Origin of the sequence: Mesorhizobium sp. M1312 (assembly GCF_040318115.1) — a bacterium.
Lineage (GTDB): Bacteria > Pseudomonadota > Alphaproteobacteria > Rhizobiales > Rhizobiaceae > Mesorhizobium.
The window spans coordinates 133,745-151,604 of the sequence record NZ_JAMYLQ010000004.1; the positions used below are offsets into that span (position 1 = coordinate 133,745).

A 17,860-nucleotide genomic window follows, 5' to 3' on the forward strand; every position below is an offset into this window, starting at 1 on the left:
CCGTTCGCTGTCAACCCGGAAGGATTAGGACTCGCCGCCGTAGACGTCGTACTTGAAGTATTTGTCGTTGATTTCCTTGTACTTTCCGTTGGCGCGGATGGCATCGATCGCCTTATTGAACTCATTGACCAACTCGGTCTCGCCTTTGCGTACGGCGATGCCGGCGCCCGGACCATGGATCTCGATGTCGGGCGTGATCGCACCGATCAGCTTACAGCAGGCGCCGTCCGGCGTGGCAAGCCAGCCTTCGAGAACAGTGATATCGTCGTTGACCGCATCAACGCGGCCATTGGCGAGATCGAGCTGATATTCCTGCGCGGTCGGGTATGGCTTGATTGTACTGTCGGTATAAGCCTTGGTTGAATAATTGAAATGGGTGGTGGATGCCTGCACGCCGATCGTCTTGCCGGCCAAGTCCTCCTTGGTCACGCCCTTGATGTCGCTGTCCTTGGGCGCGGCGATCGCCGGCGGCGTGTTGTAGTATTTGTTGGTGAAGTCGACCTTCTCGGCACGCTCCGGCGTGATCGACATCGAGGCGACGATGGCGTCGAACTTGCCGGCCTGAAGCGCCGGGATGATGCCGTCCCAATCCTGCGCGACGAAAGTGCACTTCACCTTCATCTCGTCGCAAAGCGCCTTGGCGATATCGATGTCGAAGCCCACGAGCTGGCCATCGGCAGTCAGGTTGTTGAACGGCGGATAGGCTCCCTCCGTGCCGATCCTCAAGGTTTTCTCCTGAGCCTGGGCAACGCCCAATGTCAGCAGCGCAGCCGATGCGGCGAGCGCTATACGCAGTGCAGTACGCATGATGGTCCTCTCTGTATGTTCCCTGCCGTCGTTCCAAACGGCTCTGTGGGCGGTTCTTTTGACCGCCCGCTAGCGCGATACTCCCATTCTTTCCCAAGAAAAAGCAACTGTAAAACCGTTGCTTGCGGGTTTCGCATTCCCAGACAATGCTGACGTTGGGGCAGGCATGCCAACGAGGAAAAAGGGACGGCCCGAGTGCTCGTTCGGCAGTACGCTCAGCGCGTCAAACCTGTCGTGCGCTCGATGAAGTCGGCTATCGATTTCGTGTCGTCGAGATCGAAGACAGGCAGGCTTTGGCCCGCTATGGCGAAGTCGGCGGCGATGGCAACGATATGCGGATCAGTTGCCGAAAGCGGTACCCGGTCCTTAGCCTCCAGTCGCCGCGTCTCGATCTTGCTGTGCGCCTCGCGCTTGTAGCCTTCGACCAGCACGATGTCGGAGGTGCCGAGCCGCGACAGGATCGCGTCCAGCGTCGGCTCGTCCTCGTCGCGCAATTCGTGCATCAAGGCCCAGCGCCTGTCCGACACGATGGCAACGTCCGTGGCTCCGGCCTGTCGGTGGCGAAAGCTGTCCGCTCCCGGCTTGTCGATGTCGAAATCATGATGGGCGTGTTTCACCGTCGACACCTTCCAGCCACGCCGAACGAGTTCGGCGACCAGCTTTTCGGTTAGTGTCGTCTTGCCGGAATTCTTCCAACCGGTGATACCGAAGACGCGTCTCATCATGGCTTCATGCTCTGCAACAGACCCTCGGCCCGGGCAAGGTCGCCTGATGTATTGATGTTGAAGAAAGGGTCGTGCAGATGGCCCCCCGAGATCAGCATCGGGAATTCCACATCGACAAAGTCATGCCGGTCGATAAAAGCGGAAACCCGCCTGTTATCCTCATCGACCAGAAAACGCCGCAGAACCTGGTGGAGCCCCAGCGGCCAGAGCGCGAATGTCGGATGCCGTTTGCCGCCGGAACAGGCGACGGCGATCGCGTCGGGACGTTCATCGATCGCCGCGGCCAGCCGTTCAACCAGATTTTTGGGCAGGAACGGTGTATCGCCGGCAGCCGTGACAAGTGCCTCGCAAGTCGGGTTCGCGGCAGCCCATTCGAGGCCGGTCAGGATCCCGGCGAGCGGCCCGGCGAAACCTTTCACCGTATCGGCAACCACCGGAAGCCCAACCCCGGCAAACCGTGCCGGGTCGCCATTGGCGCTGAGCACCAGCGGACCGACCTGCGGAGCAAAGCGCGCAACGACATGGTCCAGCAGGCTGCCGCCGCCCAGCGCAAGCAGGCCCTTGTCGCCGCCGCCCATTCGCCGCGACTGGCCACCGGCCAGAATGACGCCGGCAATCTCTTTAGTCATCGTCTATCGTCCATGCGGTCGCTCGTCGCGAACGGCAAGCCTATATGCCGTCCGGCGCCATGTCCGGTCCAGCGCTTTCGGCGGCTGTCTTTCGCCGACCGACGATCGTTTCGCGATAAAGTGCGTAGAGGCCGGAGCCGACGATGACGGTAGCGCCGAGTATCATCGGCATGTCGGGGACGTCGCCGAAGATCAACAGGCCAAGCAGGATCGACCAGAGCAGGGCTGTGTAGCGGAACGGCGCGATGAACGAGATGTCGCCTTCCCGCATCGCCATGATGATGAACTGGTAACCGATGACCACGAGCACTGCCGCCAATGCCAGCAACGCCGTGCTTTCTCCCGTCATCGGTGTCCACCCACCCATCGGCAAAAGCAGCGCCGCGCCTAGCATTGTCATGGCGAGTGCCGTGGTGGTCGACACCAGCAATGTCGGAATGGCTTGCGGTATCCGCCTGGTGGCAAGGTCACGCACTGCACAACAGGCGACGCAGGCCAGCGCCAGCAGCGAATAGACACTGAATCCCTCGAAGCCGGGCCGCACGATGATCAGCACGCCGGCAAAACCGATGGCGATGGCCAGCCAGCGCCGCCAGCCGACGCCTTCATTGAAGACAAGTGCTGCGCCCATCGTCACCGCCAGCGGCAGCGCCTGCAGCACGGCCGAGACGTTGGCGATCGGCAGATGCGCCAAAGCAACCAGGAACGACACGGTAGCACCGGCTCGCCGATCACGCGTATCGCCACCATCGGCTGCAGCATCGAGCCGGGCAGGGCAAGCGCACCGCGCTGCCAGGCAAGCAGGCCCACGAAAAGCGTGGCGAAAGCGCCGCGGATCAGCATGACCTGCGCCATGTTCATGGATTCCGACGAGACTTTGGTGATCGCGTCGTTAAGGGTGAAACCGATCATGGCCACCACCATGATCAGCGCGCCGCGAAGATTTGGGGAAAGAAGCAAGGGCGTTACCACTGTGGTTCTGCATCAAGCCTCTACCAGCCGGCTGCAAAACAGCAACGTCAAAGGGCTGGTCCACGGCCTTTGGGCGGCTCGTTACAACCTCCTCGCAGGCGGGAGGATCTAGTTCGGTGACCGAGAAGATCAGCCGCCGGTGACGCTCATGTGCCGCGACACCGATGGACGGTTGGTGCGGCGGTCTATGATGAAATCATGGCCCTTCGGCTTGCGGCCAATGGCTTCATCGATGGCGTCGGCGACCAGTTCGTTGCCTTCGGAGGCGCGCAACGGTGCGCGCAGGTCGGCGGCATCTTCCTGGCCGAGGCACATATAGAGCGTGCCGGTGCAGGTCAGCCGGACGCGGTTGCAGCTTTCGCAGAAATTGTGCGTCATCGGCGTGATGAAGCCGAGCCTGCCACCGGTCTCGGCGACGTGGACGTAGCGGGCCGGACCACCGGTCTTGTAGGCGATATCGGTCAGCGTGAACTGCCGCTCGAGTGCTGCGCGCAGCAGCGACAGCGGCAGATACTGGTCGGTACGGTCGGCGTCAATCTCGCCCATCGGCATGGTTTCGATGACCGTCAACTCCATGTCGCGGCCGTGCGCCCAGCGCAGCATCTCCGGCAGCTCGGCGTCATTGAAATCCTTCAGCGCCACCGCATTGAGCTTTACCTTCAGCCCCGCTGCCTGCGCAGCGTCGATGCCATCCATGACCTTGTCGAGATTGCCCCAGCGGGTAATCTGGCGGAATTTTTCCGGGTCCAGAGTGTCCAGTGAGACGTTGATCCGCTTGACCCCGCAATCAGCGAGTTCAACGGCAAAGCGCGAAAGCTGCGAGCCGTTGGTGGTCAGCGTCAGTTCTTCCAGGGCGCCGCTTTCGAGATGACGCGAAATCTGACGCACCAGGTGCATGATGTTCTTGCGCACCAGCGGTTCGCCGCCGGTAAGACGCAGTTTCCTGACGCCCTTTTCGATGAAAGCCGTGCATAGCCGGTCGAGCTCTTCCAGCGAAAGCAGATCCTTCTTGGGAAGGAACGCCATGTCCTCGGCCATGCAATAGGTGCAGCGGAAGTCGCAGCGGTCGGTGACCGACACGCGCAGATAGCTGATCGTGCGACCAAAAGGATCGGTCATGTCCATGCTGGTGCGTTTCCCGTGGCTGCGTATGGCTTCGTTATATATGGCTATGTGATACGATCCAACCTGTCATTCAAGATAGAAGTTTCGATCCTGGGTAACATCGCGCCGCCGACAGATCGTGTCGGAAGTTTTCGAAGCGGCCTTTTCCCGCTGCGCGAAGCGGCGTAGGGAAAGGACAGATGATACGGAACTTATCACCATGACGGCGCCGAAGGAACTCAGGGTCTCAAAGGACCGCAGGCTGCTTACCGTGACGTTCCCTGATCACCAGCCGTTCGAACTGCCGGCGGAGCTTCTGCGGGTGGCCTCGCCATCGGCCGAAGTGCAGGGCCATTCGCCCGAACAGCGCGTCACCGTTCCCGGCAAGCGCAACGTTGCGATCCTGAAGATCGAACCAGTCGGCAACTATGCCGTCCGCATCACCTTCGACGATTTCCACGATACCGGCATCTTCACCTGGAATTACCTGCATACGCTGGGTCATGAGAAGGACGCACGCTGGGCCGCCTATCTCGCCGAGCTGGAAGAAAAGGGGCTAAGCCGCGATCGGTAGCGCCGGCCCAGGCCCCGTCGTCAAAACGTCACCGATATCGAGTAGCGGCGCGGCGGATCCACGGAGACGAAAACATGTCCGTCATCACCACGGTCGAACAGCTCGAAGCACTCTATGGCCTGCCCGGCGAGACCTCGCTGGTCAAGGAACTCGACCATGTGATTCCCGAATACGCCGCCTTCATCGAGGCCTCGCCTTTTGCCGCGCTCGCGACCAGCGGGCCGGAAGGGCTGGATTGCTCGCCGCGCGGCGATCTCGCCGGCTTCGTCCGCATCCACGATCCGAAAACCCTGATGATGCCGGACCGGCGCGGCAACAATCGTGCCGATTCGCTAAAAAACATCATTCGCGATCCGCGCGTCGGCCTGTTGTTCCTAGTCCCAGGCTCCGGCACGACGCTGCGCGTCAACGGCCGCGCCCACATCATCACGGATGCCGCGCTCTGTGCCTCGTTCAGCGTCGACGGCCGCCCGGCGCGCTCGGTCACGGTCATTGAGGTCCATTCGGTCTATTTCCAGTGCGCTCGCGCCGTCCATCGGTCGGAACTGTGGAACCCGGCGAGGCATGTCGACCCGAAATCACTGCCGACACCCGGAAAGATCCTGGAAATCACCAGCCGGAAAGGCATCGACGGCGAGGCTTACGACAAGGAATGGCCGGACCGCGCGAAAAAGTCGATGTGGTGAGCGGATCGCTGCACGAACTCCATCCTTTTGTTTGAGCATCGAATTTTCCCAAAACCGGTTCCACTTTTGGGTCCGATGCTCCGGTCACGCTTCCTTGAGCACGTCGGCAATCTTGCGCATCTGCTCGCCGATCATGTCGCATTGCTCCGGCGTCGACTGGCTCATCGCTTTCTCGATCAGCGCCATATGGACCTTCAGCGCCTGCATCAGCAGTTCCGTGCCGGCTTCGGTCAAGGTCAGTCGCAGCACCCGCTTGTCTTTCTGATCGCCTTCGCGGCGCAGCAGGCCGCGTGTCTCGAGTTGCGGCAAAAGCATGCTGATGTTGGAGCGGCCGACCAGCAGTCGGCGGGCGAGATCGTGCTGCGACATGCCGGGATGGCGGTATAGGTTCATCAGCACGTCGAGCTGCGCCGGCTTCAGGTCCAGCGGCGCGAGCTTCACCGCCAGAGTCCGCTCCAGCACATGGCAGGCGCGCGCCACCGCGACCCAGTTGCGAAAACGCAGGTTGTCCCAGGGTAGCTCTTGTTTAATGTTCATGTTTGAACTATTATGTTCATGCTTGAACGAATGGATGGATCGCCACTATGGCATCATTTGGATTGAAGGTCATCCGGGGCGTGTTTGCCGCTGCCGAACACGTCGCTCCCCGCCTTACAGGGCGCGCGGCGTTCGAACTGTTCTGCCGCACGCCGAACGCCAAAATTCTCAGCGACGGCGAGCGACGCGCCGTCGACCGCGCCGCCGGCTTCATGGCCGAGGCTCGCCATCATCGGCTGAAGACCAAAAACGGGTGCGTCATGGTGCATGAATTCAGGCCAGAGCCGAGCAGGCGGGCCGCCGGCACGGTGCTCGTCATCCATGGCTGGCGTTCGCGCACCGAATATATGCGCACGCTGATCGAAGGCTATCGAGACGCCGGTTACAAGGTTGTCTCGCTCGACTTGCCGGGCCACGGCCAATCGCAGGGCCGCCGGCTCACATTGGTCAGCGCTGTCGAAGCCGCACGGCTGACCGGCGAATGGTTCGGCCCGTTCGTGGCGGTCGTCGGCCATTCCTTCGGCGGTGCCGTCGCCGCCAATGCCGTCGTCGGTTCGGTCAAGAACATTCCGCCGCTGGCGGCCGAGCGGCTGGTGCTGATCGCGGCGCCGAGTTCCCTGCCGGCGATCTTCGATGATTTCAGCCGCATGCTCAGCGTCGGCCCACGCTCGCAGGCCGCCATGGCCGACCGGGTCGAACATATCGCTGGCCGACCACTGCACGAATTCATCGGCGACCGCCAGCTTGCCAGCACGCCGGTGCCAACGCTGGTCATCCATGCGCCGGACGACCGCGAAGTGTCCGCCGACCATGCAAGGCTCTATGCCGGCGCCGGCGATCATGTGCGGCTTTACTGGGCCGACGGGCTCGGCCATCGCCGCATTCTCGCCGATAGCGGCGTGGTCGAGCGTGCGATCGGTTTCGTTGCCGAACACCGGGAACCGTCGCTGCTGCATTGACCTGAATATCTTGTTTGTCCGGACCTAACCGGCAGTCCGGCCGCCATAACAGTCGGCGTTGTCATGCCGCGTCCGTGCCGGCCATCACCTTCCATGCGGCCATGGCCCCGGCCACCGTCGCCAGAAGGGCGGCGCGCGATGCGCCGTCGCGCGCCTGGATCGACATGCCGTGCTGCACCGTCGCATAGAAGATCGCGGCCGTGCGGCAGTCGAAATTTTCCGGCAATTCGCCTTCCGCCACGCCACGTTCCAGCCGTCTCAGCAAGGCTGCGCGGTTTTCGGCGCGACGGCGGCGCAGGTCATCGCAGATGGCGCCGCGGCTTGAGTCCTGATGCAGCGCGCCGAGTGCGATCAGGCAGCCTTGCGGACGATCGGTCTGCGAATAGGCCATGGCCGTCTGGCGCAGGAAGCGCTCGACCGCCTGGCACGCCGTCGGAGCCTTTTCAAGTGCGGACCAGATATCGGTGCCTTCGACGTGCGTGTAGAGCTCGACCGCTTCGAGGAAGAGCGCTTCCTTGCTGCCGAAGGCGGCGTAGAGGCTGGGCGAGTTGATGCCCATCGCCGCGGTCAGCTCGCTCATCGATGCGCCCTCGTAGCCCTTGGCCCAAAACACCTCCATTGCGCGCCGCAAGGCAGCGGTTCGATCGAAGGTGCGGGGGCGGCCTCGTTCGGGCATGGCATCCTTTCTGTGTTGATTAATACATAAATTTGTTGACGCACCCGGGCAAGGCTGGCAGATATTTATGTATCAATCATTACAAAAAGGAGAACCGAATGTCATCTCAAGGCTTGAATGGCAAGGCTGCGCTCGTCACCGGCGGCAGCCGCGGCATCGGCGCAGCGATTGCGCGAAGGCTCGCGGCCGACGGCGCCAGCGTCGCACTCACCTATGTGACAGGTCAGGAGCAGGCCCATGCTGTCGTCGAGGATATTCAGGCAGCCGGCGGTCGCGCCATTGCCCTCAAGGCCGACAATCGCGACGCCGCCGCAATCCAAGAGGCGGTCAGCGAGGCAGTGAGAGTTTTCGGGCGGCTCGACATCCTCATCAACAGCGCCGGTATCTGGCGCGCCGCGCCGATCGATGAATTGCCGCTCGCCGACTTTGATGAAACTATGGAGGTCAATGTCAGAGCCCCGTTCGTGGCCTCGAAGGCGGCAGCCGTGCATATGGGCGAGGGTGGCAGGATCATCTCGATCGGCAGCAATCTGGCGGAGCGTGTCACCGACACCAGCCTCAGCGCCTACTCGGCCAGCAAGGCGGCATTGGTCGGCTTGACCAAGGCATTGGCGCGCGACCTCGGTTCGCGCGGCATCACCGCCAACGTCGTTCATCCTGGCTCGACCGATACCGATATGAACCCGGCCAGTGGCCCGCACGCGGAGCACCAGCGACAGAAGATGGCAACGCCCCGCTTCGGCAAGGCTGAAGAGATCGCCGGCATGGTCGCCTGGCTGGCAGGTCCCGAAGGGCGCTTTGTGACAGGCGCCGCACTGACTATCGACGGCGGCGCCAACGCCTGACCCGTGCACTATTTCCTGGAACCGGAGCGGACCCAGTTCGCTTCGGTTGTCACGGTGTTGTGAAACTGTTCTGCAACAGACCTTCCGAAATTTATGAAAGCTTAACGAAATCGGTATGAATCGATGTGGTCGCGTCTTACATCCGCCGTACGGTGGGCGAGACCGTCAAGCGATGCGGAACGGGAACCGGTTGCAGCCGGAGCGGGTGATCCATGAAATTCCTCGGAAACAAAGCAACCGCGATGCCGCTTGCTGCAGTCGCGGCAATGCTGGCCTTCGGCGTGCCGCAGGCAGACGCGCAAGGGCTTTTCGAGAGGCTTTTCGGCGGTGGCATCAGGCACACGCCGCAAGGTGATTTCCCCCCGCCGCCATCAAGGCAGAAGCCGAAATACAAGCCAAATGCAATGGCGCCCGCTGCCTCTCGTATCAGCAGCCCGTCCTACTACACCTACAAGAGCGATCCGCTCGTGCGCGTCGACTTCTCGACGTTGACGGCGACGCCGGAGCCGGCAATGCCGCAGGACGCCGCCTTCCAGCCGTCTTCCGCCACCAGTGCTGCCTTCCGCGAATCGATTGCCGGACTCGATGACTACGAACTCTACGCTGAGAAGGACATCGCCAAGGCGCTCATCGCCTATTACTCGGCCAATCCAGATTTCATCTGGATGACGGGAGCCAGTGCCAATAGCCGCGCGCAGGATGCGGTGCGGGTGCTTGGCGAGGCGACGAGCTATGGCCTCACGCCCGCCGACTATACGGTTGAAGTGCCTGCCGCCGGCGCATCCACCGGCGGCGCCGATGCGCGGCTGAAGGGGGCCGTCCGCTTCGAGATGGCACTGTCGGCGCGCGTCTTGCGCTATGTCCATGACGCGCAAAGCGGCCGCGTCGATCCCAATCGCATCACCGGCTATTATGATTTCCCCGCCAAGCCGCTCGACACGGAAGGCGTGCTGAAAACGCTGGCGCGCACTCAGCAAGTGCGCACCTATCTCGAATCACGGCATCCGCAGAACGCGGAATATCAGGCGCTGCGCGTCGAACTGGAATCGCTTCAGGCCAGCGCCGAAGACGAGATCGTCGTTGACCCCAAGCTGTTGCTGAAACCGGGGCAGACCAGCCCCGAACTGCCGAAGCTACTGACCAAGATCGCGCGCAATCTCGACGACGAGATGGGCGGCGCCTATGGCGAGATATTGGCCAGGCTCGCCACCAGCGAGGTCTATGATCCGGAACTGGTGCCGGTTATCAAGGCGGTGCAGAAGAAGGCTGGCATGAAGGGCGACGGCGTCATCGGTCCGCGGACCGTCGCAGCGCTGGTCGGAACGTCCAAGGCCGACAAGATTCAGAAGGTGCAGGTCGCGCTGGAAGAGTTGCGCTGGCTGCCATCCGATCTCGGCAGTCCGCGCGTCTTCATCAACCAGCCGGCCTTCACGGCGAGCTACATCGAAAATGGCGAGGAGAAGCTGAAGACCCGCGTCGTCATCGGGAAGACCACGAACCAGACATCCTTCTTCTACGATCAGGTCGAGCAGGTCGACTTCCATCCCTATTGGGGTGTGCCGCAGTCGATTCTCGTCAACGAGATGCTGCCCCGGCTGCGCAGGGATCCCGGCTATCTCGACCGCGCCGGCTACGAAGTGGTCAACGCGCGCGGCAAGCGCATTCCCTCCTCCTCGGTCAACTGGGGTGCCTATGGCGCGAAAATACCTTACGGCGTGCGTCAACTGCCGAGCGAGGCCAATGCGCTGGGCGAACTGAAGATCCTGTTCCCCAACAAGCACGCAATCTACATGCACGATACGCCGCAAAAGTCGTTTTTCCAGCGTGACATGCGCGCGCTCAGTCATGGCTGCGTTCGTCTGCAGGATCCGCGCGGCATGGCGGCGGCCGTGCTCGGCACCTCGGTCGATTACATTGCGGAGAAGCTGAAGCACGGACATTCGACCGAAAAGGTGGCGCGCACGATCCCGGTCTATGTCGCCTATTTCACCGCCTGGCCGGACATGTCCGGCAAAGTCGAATATTTCAGGGACGTCTATGACCGCGACACGCGGCTGCAGCAGGCACTCGACAGCACGGAAGCGGTGCGCTCGCCGGCGAGCTGAGGACGCCAACGCAGGGAGAGCGGGCGCCGGAACCCGGCTTCGCGCCCGGCGATCAGCCAGTAGACCAGACCGGCGACGAGGCCGGCGGCGGCGATGATGCCGATATCGGCCCAGCGCTCGGGGCTCAGGTCCTCCGGCGCGCTCGGCCAAATCAGAACGAAGCCGGCAGCCGCTGCTGCGGCGCCGAAGACCATATGCAGCCAAAAACTGCGCAGCGAAAACAATTCGGCGATCAGCGCGAATATCAGCGTCTGCAGGCCGGTCAGTACGATTGTCAGGAAATAGATGAATATGCCGAGCGGCGGCACGACCAGCGCCGCGATGGGGGAGACCCCCATGAAATCGAAATACGCCGGTGCATCAGGCAGCGAACTCAATGCACCATAGATCGTGGCCACGGCAATCAGTCCGACCAGCACCGCAACGAAATAGCCTGCGAGCATCATAAGAACGCGTTTTGCCACATGCTTTGCCGTCGCCATGCCCACCCCCCGTGCGGCTCAATGATAACGCCTAGTCAGCCATCAAGCCGTATCGGTGCAAGGGGATGCCGAAAAGCGTGCGGGAACCGTCGCCCCGCTCTTGATGAAGCCACGCCGCCGCCCGCTTCCGGGGGATCGTCGTCAGGCTGCGCTGTAAGCTGGTTGCCGGAATTGTTCCCGGTCCTTTGAGATAAGCCGGCCGTACGTATCTCCTGGAGGACGGTAGCCGCGATCTATTTCGGCTCCGCTGTCACCGGATCGTAGGTGATTTCGACCTTCGCCTTGTCGGTCGTGTAATAGGTGACGGTGTAGGCGCCGCTGTCCCAGCCGACCTCGTCGACGTAGCGAAAGTCGTCGCGCTGCTCGACCTTGGCGATTATTTCCGACAGTTTCCTGGCGTTCTGCGGCGGCAGCGGGCTTCCGTCTGCGGCAAGGCCCGGTCCGCCGAGAAGGAGGACTACGACACCTGTCGCCAAAACACGTCTGGACATGGCTTTCCCTCACTCTTCAAGGAGTAAAAACTCGCGGCCATGCAGGTTTGTTCCGGATTCCGCAATGGGCGCGACAATCTAGCGCCGTGTCGACGCGCCGCATTGTTGTCCACCTGAACGGAGAACCGGAGGTAGCCTCGAAAGCTGTGGAGTATTGGTGGGCGATGCAGGGATTGAACCTGCGACCCCACCCGTGTGAAGGGTGTGCTCTCCCGCTGAGCTAATCGCCCGCTCGTTGCCCGAAGGCCAAGCGCGCCGCGATATAAGGGAGGCGGACCGGGGAAGTCAAGGCGATGTGCCGGCGTTCCGACAAAGACCGATGCGACCCGCCGGGAACGGCCCGGCCGCCGTCGCTCAGTGCCCTGCGGCAGCAATCAGGCGCTCGGCCAGACCGAGCGTCAGTGCGTCGAAATGCGAGATCACTGCTGACGGTTCGAATTCGCGCACATGGCGGTCGGTGTAGCCGAAATCGACCGCGACCACCGGAATGCCGGCGGCTTTCGCCGTAGCGATGTCGGTCTGCGAATCACCGACCATCAGCGCGCAGTGCGGATCGCCGCCGGCCAGCACGATGGTTTCGGTGAGATGGCGCGGGTCGGGCTTGCGGAACGCAAACGTGTCCTGACCGCAAATCGCCGCGAAATGCTTCGCCAGACCGAGCGCCTCGATCAGCGCCACCGAGTTGGCCTCGTATTTGTTCGTGCAGACGGCCAGGAGATAACCGGCCGCTTCGAATCGGGCGATCGTCTCGACGACGCCGGGGTAGGGGCGCGATTTACCCGGGATGTTGTCGGTGTAGTGATCGAGGAACAGCTTTAACAATCGGTCGTGTTCCTCTACCGCCAGCGATCTTTGCTGCGCAGCATGCGCGCGCTCGATCATCACCCGGCCACCATGGCCGACGAAACGCTTGAAGCCGGCCTCGTCGACAGCTGCGAGTTCGCTGGCGGCAAGGCTGTGGTTGAGGCTGTCAAGCAGGTCCGGCGCTGTGTCGATCAGCGTCCCGTCGAGGTCGAACACGATGATCGGTCGGGTCATGGCCTGTCCTGTGACGATTGCGCTGCCGGCAGGCGATAGCCGCTGCAGCCCATCCAGGCAAGCAGTGCTTGGTCAATCCACAGGGCAAAGCCTTTGACCGGACGGGCAAAGATGCTAGGAGCGCCGAAACAAGCGAAAATCTGGGGCAGGCATGGATGCGAGGCAACTGAAGGTCGAGGCCGCGCGGGCGGCACTTTCCCATGTGACGGGTGGCATGCGGCTCGGCATCGGCACCGGCTCAACGGCCGAAGAGTTCGTGCGGCTGCTCGCCGAAAAGGTCGCCACCGGCCTTACCATTATCGGCGTGCCGACCTCGGAGCGCACCGCCATCCTTTGCGGCGAACTTGGCGTGCCCCTGTCGACGCTGGAGGAAACGCCCGAACTCGACCTTACCATCGACGGTGCCGACGAGATCGATCCGGCGCTGACATTGATCAAGGGCGGCGGCGGTGCGCTGCTGCGCGAAAAGATCGTGGCGGCGGCTTCCGCCCGCATGATCGTCATTGCCGACCGTTCGAAGATGGTCGAGACGCTCGGCCGTTTTCCACTGCCAATCGAGGTCAACCCGTTCGGCCTGCGTGCCACGGAAATCGCGGTCGCCGCGGCGGCCGGAAGGCTCGGCCTTTCCGGTCCCGTCACATTGAGGATGACGGGGAGCCACCCTTTTGTTACAGACGGCGGCCATTTTATCCTCGATGCATCTTTTGGCCGCATTCCGGATACAAGAGCGCTTTCGAATGCTCTCCATGCCATTCCGGGGGTGGTCGAGCATGGTCTTTTCATCGGGCTGGCATCAGCGGCCATCATAGCCGGCGACGGCATCCAAACCGTCCATGCCGCCCGAAAACCAGGGAGTTCTATCGATCATGATGTTGCATAACCGGGTTCGCCGTTTTTCTGCCATTCTGGCAGCTTCAGCCGTCTTTGCCTTTTCATCGCCGGCGTTCTCGCAGGACGTCACCGACGGGCATCTGAAGGCGGCCCGCGCCGCGGTCGCGGCGATCCACGCGACGGACCCGTTCGACAACATCCTGCCGCAGGCCGCCGCCGCGCTTCAGCAGCAGCTTATCCAAAAGAACCCGGACATGCAGGAACTGATCGGCAGAACGGTCAGCGAAAAGGCTCTGGCCCTAGCCTCGCGCCGCGCCGATCTCGAGAAGGAAGCGGCCTTGGCCTATGCCAAGGTATTTTCCGAAAAAGAGCTTACCGAAATCGCCGCTTTCTACAATTCCGATTCCGGCAAGAAGCTGCTCGACAGCGGCCCAGCCGTGACGCGTGACTTGCTCAAGGCCGCCGACATCTGGCAGAACGGCGTCGCTCGCGATCTCGCCCAGCAGGTCGGCGAAACGCTGGCCGCGGCAGCAAAGGCCACAGCGCCGGCAAATGCCGCGGCTCCTGCGGCTGGTACGGAGCCGGAAGCACCGAAGAACTGAGCATATTTTCCGGCGGCGTTACCGCTGCTGGACCGGAAAGCCCGGCCTCCGCTGCGCGTCCGACAGCATGCGCGGCGTGGTGGTCCGGGCTTTTCTTTTGGTGGTTTGCAGCCTACCTGTCTCAAACATTTTGAAGGGCAAGGAGCCGCACCATGGCCGGTTACGACTACGATCTTTTCGTCATCGGCGGCGGCTCTGGCGGGGTGAGGGCGGCGCGCGTGGCGGCGGCACTCGGAAAGCGCGTCGGCATTGCCGAGGAATACCGCTATGGCGGCACCTGCGTCATTCGCGGCTGCGTGCCGAAGAAGCTCTATGTCTATGCTTCGCAATTTCCCGAACATTTTGCCGACGCCGCGGGTTACGGCTGGACCGTGCCGCAGGCGAGCTTCGACTGGCAGACATTGGTTGCCAACAAGGATCGCGAGATCAGCCGGCTGGAAGCCATCTACAGGAAGAATGTCCAAGGCGGCGGCGGCGAGACGTTTCAGTCGCGCGCCATGCTGGTCGATCCGCATGCGGTGCATCTTCTCGGCGAGGACCGCACCGTCACCGCCGACCAGATTCTCATCGCCACCGGCGGCCGCCCGGCACCGCACCCGGCTCTGCCCGGCCATGAGCATTGTATCTTTTCCAACGAGGCGTTCGATCTCAACGAATTGCCGAAGGCGATCATGATCGAGGGCGGCGGCTATATTGCCGTCGAATTCGCCAACATCTTTCACGGCCTCGGCGTCGACACCACGCTGGTCTATCGCGGCAAGGAGATCCTCTCCCGCTTCGACATGGATCTCAGGCGCATGCTGCACGAGACGATGGAAAAGAAGGGGATAAAAATCCTCTGCCATGCCGTATCCGAATGGATCAGGAAGCGTCCGGACGGTCGCCTCGACGCTGTTATCACAGGCGGCAAGATGCTGACGGTCGATCAGGTCATGCTCGCCATCGGGCGTCTCCCCAACACCGAAAACATGGGTCTTGAGGGCGTCGGCATCGAGATGACCAAGATCGGCGCTATCAATGTCGACCAATATTCGCGCACCAACATCGACAACATCTGGGCGATCGGCGACGTCACCAATCGCGTGCAATTGACGCCAGTGGCGATCCACGAGGCGATGTGTTTCGTCGAGACCGCCTTCAAGGGCAACCCGACCGCGCCCGACCATGATACGATCGCCACCGCAGTCTTTTCGCAGCCCGAGATCGGCACGGTCGGCCTGTCGGAAGATGAGGCGATAAAGCGTTTTTCCGATGTTGAGATCTACCGCGCCACCTTCCGGCCGATGCGGCACACACTGTCCGGGCGCGACGAAAAGATGCTGATAAAGCTGGTGGTCGACTGCGCCTCGAAAAAAGTTCTCGGCGCCCATATCCTCGGGCCGGATGCCGGCGAGATGGCGCAGCTTCTCGGCATTCCGGTAAAGGCCGGGCTGACCAAGGATGATTTCGACCGCACGATGGCCGTGCATCCGACCGCGGCGGAAGAACTCGTCACCATGTACAAGCCGACCTACCGGGTGAAGGACGGCGAGCGCGTCTGACGTTTTGCCCGTGTCGTCACCAACGGAGCATCTATGCACGCAGGCAACGGTGCAGCGCCACTCGACCGCAATTTTAGATCACCAGTCCGGTATAAGATGCGATACCGGGCAACGATATTCTATTCGCCGCTATTTCTGCCTCATGCGGCGAGGGAAGCGCAGCCATCTTTCCTCGACCGGCCTTGGGTGCTCGAGGATGGTGGTGAGTTCGACCGGCAGGCTCGGCGCCAGCGGCTTTTTGGTCGCGACGCCATCGGCGATGGCAACGATGCTGTGGTAGAATTCGGCGCCTGAAAGCGATCTTGGCGGCACGGCCTCGTGCATGATTGAGATCACCGTGACGTCTGGACAATTGTCCTTGATCGCTTGATGGAAGGCGATCTTCCCTTCGGGGTCGAGCGCGCCGGTCGCTTCGTCGAGGAACAGCAGTCGGGGCTGCTGCAGCACGATACGAGCGACAACCAGCTTCTGTTTCTGACCGCCCGAAAGCACCTGGTCCCAGTTCATTCCCTCGCGGCTTTCATCGGCCATGTGTTCGATGAAATCGCCAAGGCCCGCTCTGTGCAGAGCCGATGCAACCTGGGTGTCGGTATAATCGCGCTCTGAGCCGGGCAGGCAGACCAGTTGCTTCAGCGAGACCTGCTGCAGCTTGACCTCCTGGGCGGCATAGAAACTTTCGACCCCTTCCGGGAAGACGATGGTACCGCGGCCATAGGGCCACAAGCCGTTGATCGCCTTGATCAGCGATGTCTTGCCGCAGCCCGATTCGCCCTTCAGGAACGTCCACTCGCCGCGTCGGAAGCGCAAATTCGCAGCGCTCAGGAAGGGTGTGGCGTCCTCGCCCTGATGGGTCAGCTCCAGTTTCTGGATGGTCAAGCCGAAAACCGGGTTCTGGCGATCGTAGCGGAAATCGGAGCAGCCGGTGAGACTGTAGAATTCCTGCGGGCGCTGGACGTTTTCGATCGCGTTGGCGAGTTCGGTGACGCGTTGGCTGTTGGCGCGCAGCGCCGCGATGGAAGGCATGACATGGATGAACCACGAACACTGACTGATCAGGGAGTTGACCATCTCGGAGCCGGTTATGTAGCCCTTGAGATCGAAACGGTTGTGGATGTAGGGCACGAGGCCCGGCGCATAGGCGACAATGCGGGCGCCGATGAAATTGTAGACCAGCTCGAACGAACGATAGCCGGTGTTGACGATGTTCAGCCGTGCCCAGGTGCGGTCGATGTCGACATAAAGCCGGTCGTGCATCGTCTTTTGCACGTTCTCGCCCTGTGAGGCGGCGACGTGAAAACTGCGACGCAGGAACGTCGTCAACTCGCCGCGATAACTGCCTTCGGACTGCTGCATCCGGATGTTGAGCCGCTCCAGCAGTCTGCCGAGCTTCACCGCGATCCAGGTGTTCAGCGGCACGTATATCGCGACCGCCAGGAAAGCCAGGACCGCGCTGCCGTAGCTGCCGAGGAACTCCAGCCCTTTCACCTCCGCCGAGGTTTCAAGCAGTTTCTGGCCGACGAAATAGAGCGATGTTGCGACAGCCATGACCCCCATGGCGAGGCCGATGGCTCCGCCGGTCATGTCCTTGATCGATTCCTGGACGCGCTGGTCGATGTTATCGGGAGCGGCGGCGCCGGAGGAACCATGCTGGGCATGGAAATGCGTGTGATTAGTGTCGAGAAGCGCTTCGTTGAAACGGCTGTCCAGCCAACCGCGCCATTTACGATGCAGCGTCGCGGAAACAAAAGTGCGGATGCCGGTAAAGCCCGCGTCCTTGAGCACGACCAGAAAGATGAGCACGCCGGCGTTGGTGAGCAGCGATGCGAGCGGCGTGGTGTTCGCGGCATCGTGGTAAAAGGCGATCGAGTTGACCAGTTCCCCGGACGCTTCGGCGAACCAGACGCCGGCTTTGCTGGAGAGCGCAGTAAACAGCGCGATGACTAGCGTCAGCGTCCAGGCCTCCACCCAGCGGTCCGAGAACCAGTAGGCCCGCATCAGTCCCCAGAAGCTGCGCATCGAGGAAACCGGTGTCAGGAGCGGCGGCCTTGCGGCACCGCGGAGCCATTTTTCCGATATTGAATGTCGCTCTGGTCTACCGACCCGAATCACTATCCCGCCCAAACCTCTTTTAGTTTTGTTACAGACAGTAACACCAATTGATCATGTTCCATTATCTTTTCTCGGCTTGCGAAGGATTGATCCGCTCGCCGTTGCCATCAAGCAACAGAATTCAGGACTGCAATGGCATGCCATGTC

Annotated in this window: 17 protein-coding genes, 1 tRNA gene and 2 pseudogenes; 8 read left to right on the top strand and 12 right to left on the bottom strand. The window is 61.9% G+C overall.

The window, feature by feature from the left end; translation table 11 throughout:
- Positions 1-24: 24 nt before the first annotated feature.
- The 5 genes and pseudogenes from NKH36_RS07605 to moaA all read right to left on the bottom strand — a co-directional run bounded on the left by NKH36_RS07605 (position 25) and on the right by moaA (position 4,258).
- Positions 25-807, bottom strand: a complete 783-nt coding sequence (locus NKH36_RS07605; protein WP_352958176.1) for an ABC transporter substrate-binding protein — start codon at positions 805-807, stop codon at positions 25-27.
- A 215-nt stretch (positions 808-1,022) separates the two neighbouring features.
- Positions 1,023-1,532, bottom strand: coding sequence for a molybdopterin-guanine dinucleotide biosynthesis protein B (gene mobB / locus NKH36_RS07610; RefSeq protein WP_352958174.1), 510 nt, complete (start codon positions 1,530-1,532; stop codon positions 1,023-1,025).
- Positions 1,529-2,161, bottom strand: a complete 633-nt coding sequence (mobA, locus tag NKH36_RS07615; RefSeq protein ID WP_352960975.1) for a molybdenum cofactor guanylyltransferase MobA — start codon at positions 2,159-2,161, stop codon at positions 1,529-1,531. The genes mobB and mobA overlap by 4 nt, the downstream gene beginning before the upstream one ends.
- 40 nt (positions 2,162-2,201) lie before the next feature.
- Positions 2,202-3,121 (bottom strand): annotated as a pseudogene (locus tag NKH36_RS07620) (DMT family transporter).
- A 141-nt stretch (positions 3,122-3,262) separates the two neighbouring features.
- Positions 3,263-4,258, bottom strand: coding sequence for a GTP 3',8-cyclase MoaA (gene moaA, locus NKH36_RS07625; protein ID WP_352958171.1), 996 nt, complete (start codon positions 4,256-4,258; stop codon positions 3,263-3,265).
- Between the two features lie 199 nt (positions 4,259-4,457).
- On the opposite strand from moaA, the gene NKH36_RS07630 reads away from it, so the two are divergent.
- Together NKH36_RS07630 and NKH36_RS07635 are read left to right on the top strand one after the other, a co-directional pair.
- Positions 4,458-4,811 carry a gamma-butyrobetaine hydroxylase family protein gene (locus NKH36_RS07630; RefSeq protein WP_095492986.1) on the top strand — a complete coding sequence of 118 codons (354 nt, stop codon included), beginning with the start codon at positions 4,458-4,460 and terminating at the stop codon, positions 4,809-4,811.
- 74 nt (positions 4,812-4,885) lie between these two features.
- A complete protein-coding gene (locus NKH36_RS07635; RefSeq protein ID WP_352960977.1) occupies positions 4,886-5,497 on the top strand; it encodes a pyridoxamine 5'-phosphate oxidase family protein in 612 nt (203 codons plus the stop codon).
- 84 nt (positions 5,498-5,581) lie between these two features.
- Here the strand turns inward: NKH36_RS07635 and NKH36_RS07640 are convergent, their stop codons facing one another.
- Positions 5,582-6,034, bottom strand: coding sequence for a MarR family winged helix-turn-helix transcriptional regulator (locus NKH36_RS07640; RefSeq protein WP_352960979.1), 453 nt, complete (start codon positions 6,032-6,034; stop codon positions 5,582-5,584).
- Positions 6,035-6,081: 47 nt separating this feature from the next.
- Here NKH36_RS07640 and NKH36_RS07645 point away from each other — a divergent pair, with 47 nt between their 5' ends.
- On the top strand, positions 6,082-6,993 hold the full coding sequence (locus tag NKH36_RS07645; RefSeq protein ID WP_352960981.1) for an alpha/beta hydrolase: 912 nt from the start codon (positions 6,082-6,084) through the stop codon (positions 6,991-6,993).
- Between the two features lie 61 nt (positions 6,994-7,054).
- Here NKH36_RS07645 and NKH36_RS07650 read toward each other — a convergent pair whose 3' ends face one another.
- Positions 7,055-7,669: a TetR/AcrR family transcriptional regulator gene (locus NKH36_RS07650; RefSeq protein ID WP_352960983.1), complete on the bottom strand. Its 615-nt coding sequence runs from the start codon at positions 7,667-7,669 to the stop codon at positions 7,055-7,057.
- A 98-nt stretch (positions 7,670-7,767) separates the two neighbouring features.
- On the opposite strand from NKH36_RS07650, the gene NKH36_RS07655 reads away from it, so the two are divergent.
- Both NKH36_RS07655 and NKH36_RS07660 read left to right on the top strand, forming a co-directional pair.
- Positions 7,768-8,514 carry a 3-oxoacyl-ACP reductase family protein gene (locus NKH36_RS07655; RefSeq protein WP_352960984.1) on the top strand — a complete coding sequence of 249 codons (747 nt, stop codon included), beginning with the start codon at positions 7,768-7,770 and terminating at the stop codon, positions 8,512-8,514.
- Positions 8,515-8,726: 212 nt separating this feature from the next.
- Entirely contained in the window at positions 8,727-10,619 is a 1,893-nt protein-coding gene (locus NKH36_RS07660) for a L,D-transpeptidase family protein (RefSeq protein ID WP_352960986.1), read from the top strand.
- A 14-nt stretch (positions 10,620-10,633) separates the two neighbouring features.
- Here the strand turns inward: NKH36_RS07660 and NKH36_RS07665 are convergent.
- The 4 genes and pseudogenes from NKH36_RS07665 to NKH36_RS07680 all read right to left on the bottom strand — a co-directional run.
- Positions 10,634-11,101, bottom strand: a pseudogene (locus NKH36_RS07665) (hypothetical protein); the annotation flags it as partial.
- A gap of 233 nt (positions 11,102-11,334) precedes the next feature.
- Complete coding sequence (locus tag NKH36_RS07670) at positions 11,335-11,592, bottom strand: PepSY domain-containing protein (protein ID WP_352960988.1); 258 nt, start codon at positions 11,590-11,592, stop codon at positions 11,335-11,337.
- A gap of 155 nt (positions 11,593-11,747) precedes the next feature.
- Positions 11,748-11,822, bottom strand: a tRNA-Val gene (locus NKH36_RS07675).
- A gap of 124 nt (positions 11,823-11,946) precedes the next feature.
- The gene (locus NKH36_RS07680; protein ID WP_352960990.1) at positions 11,947-12,630 is read right to left on the bottom strand and encodes a phosphoglycolate phosphatase; all 684 of its coding nucleotides are present in this window, start codon (positions 12,628-12,630) and stop codon (positions 11,947-11,949) included.
- Between the two features lie 151 nt (positions 12,631-12,781).
- Here NKH36_RS07680 and rpiA point away from each other — a divergent pair, with 151 nt between their 5' ends.
- The 3 genes from rpiA (at position 12,782) to gor (ending at position 15,604) form a co-directional block, all read left to right on the top strand.
- A complete protein-coding gene (gene rpiA, locus NKH36_RS07685) occupies positions 12,782-13,510 on the top strand; it encodes a ribose-5-phosphate isomerase RpiA (protein ID WP_352960992.1) in 729 nt (242 codons plus the stop codon).
- Positions 13,497-14,063, top strand: a complete 567-nt coding sequence (locus tag NKH36_RS07690) for a DUF2059 domain-containing protein (protein ID WP_352960994.1) — start codon at positions 13,497-13,499, stop codon at positions 14,061-14,063. Before rpiA ends, NKH36_RS07690 begins: the two co-directional genes overlap by 14 nt.
- Positions 14,064-14,215: 152 nt before the next feature.
- Positions 14,216-15,604, top strand: coding sequence for a glutathione-disulfide reductase (gor, locus tag NKH36_RS07695; protein WP_352960996.1), 1,389 nt, complete (start codon positions 14,216-14,218; stop codon positions 15,602-15,604).
- 129 nt (positions 15,605-15,733) lie between these two features.
- Here the strand turns inward: gor and NKH36_RS07700 are convergent, their stop codons facing one another.
- On the bottom strand, positions 15,734-17,620 hold the full coding sequence (locus NKH36_RS07700) for an ABC transporter ATP-binding protein/permease (protein ID WP_352960998.1): 1,887 nt from the start codon (positions 17,618-17,620) through the stop codon (positions 15,734-15,736).
- Positions 17,621-17,860 lie beyond the last annotated feature (240 nt).

What these genes read in the sequence shown, in the direction of transcription:
- NKH36_RS07650 (WP_352960983.1), bottom strand. Translation starts at nt 7,669, where the DNA reads ATGCCCGAACGAGGCCGCCCCCGCACCTTCGATCGAACCGCTGCCTTG.
- NKH36_RS07680 (WP_352960990.1), bottom strand. Translation starts at nt 12,630, where the DNA reads ATGACCCGACCGATCATCGTGTTCGACCTCGACGGGACGCTGATCGAC.
- NKH36_RS07655 (WP_352960984.1), top strand. Translation starts at nt 7,768, where the DNA reads ATGTCATCTCAAGGCTTGAATGGCAAGGCTGCGCTCGTCACCGGCGGC.
- NKH36_RS07645 (WP_352960981.1), top strand. Translation starts at nt 6,082, where the DNA reads ATGGCATCATTTGGATTGAAGGTCATCCGGGGCGTGTTTGCCGCTGCC.
- NKH36_RS07630 (WP_095492986.1), top strand. Translation starts at nt 4,458, where the DNA reads ATGACGGCGCCGAAGGAACTCAGGGTCTCAAAGGACCGCAGGCTGCTT.
- NKH36_RS07670 (WP_352960988.1), bottom strand. Translation starts at nt 11,592, where the DNA reads ATGTCCAGACGTGTTTTGGCGACAGGTGTCGTAGTCCTCCTTCTCGGC.
- NKH36_RS07700 (WP_352960998.1), bottom strand. Translation starts at nt 17,620, where the DNA reads ATGCGCAGCTTCTGGGGACTGATGCGGGCCTACTGGTTCTCGGACCGC.
- mobA (WP_352960975.1), bottom strand. Translation starts at nt 2,161, where the DNA reads ATGACTAAAGAGATTGCCGGCGTCATTCTGGCCGGTGGCCAGTCGCGG.
- mobB (WP_352958174.1), bottom strand. Translation starts at nt 1,532, where the DNA reads ATGATGAGACGCGTCTTCGGTATCACCGGTTGGAAGAATTCCGGCAAG.
- NKH36_RS07690 (WP_352960994.1), top strand. Translation starts at nt 13,497, where the DNA reads ATGATGTTGCATAACCGGGTTCGCCGTTTTTCTGCCATTCTGGCAGCT.
- NKH36_RS07640 (WP_352960979.1), bottom strand. Translation starts at nt 6,034, where the DNA reads ATGAACATTAAACAAGAGCTACCCTGGGACAACCTGCGTTTTCGCAAC.
- NKH36_RS07660 (WP_352960986.1), top strand. Translation starts at nt 8,727, where the DNA reads ATGAAATTCCTCGGAAACAAAGCAACCGCGATGCCGCTTGCTGCAGTC.
- rpiA (WP_352960992.1), top strand. Translation starts at nt 12,782, where the DNA reads ATGGATGCGAGGCAACTGAAGGTCGAGGCCGCGCGGGCGGCACTTTCC.
- moaA (WP_352958171.1), bottom strand. Translation starts at nt 4,258, where the DNA reads ATGGACATGACCGATCCTTTTGGTCGCACGATCAGCTATCTGCGCGTG.
- NKH36_RS07635 (WP_352960977.1), top strand. Translation starts at nt 4,886, where the DNA reads ATGTCCGTCATCACCACGGTCGAACAGCTCGAAGCACTCTATGGCCTG.
- gor (WP_352960996.1), top strand. Translation starts at nt 14,216, where the DNA reads ATGGCCGGTTACGACTACGATCTTTTCGTCATCGGCGGCGGCTCTGGC.
- NKH36_RS07605 (WP_352958176.1), bottom strand. Translation starts at nt 807, where the DNA reads ATGCGTACTGCACTGCGTATAGCGCTCGCCGCATCGGCTGCGCTGCTG.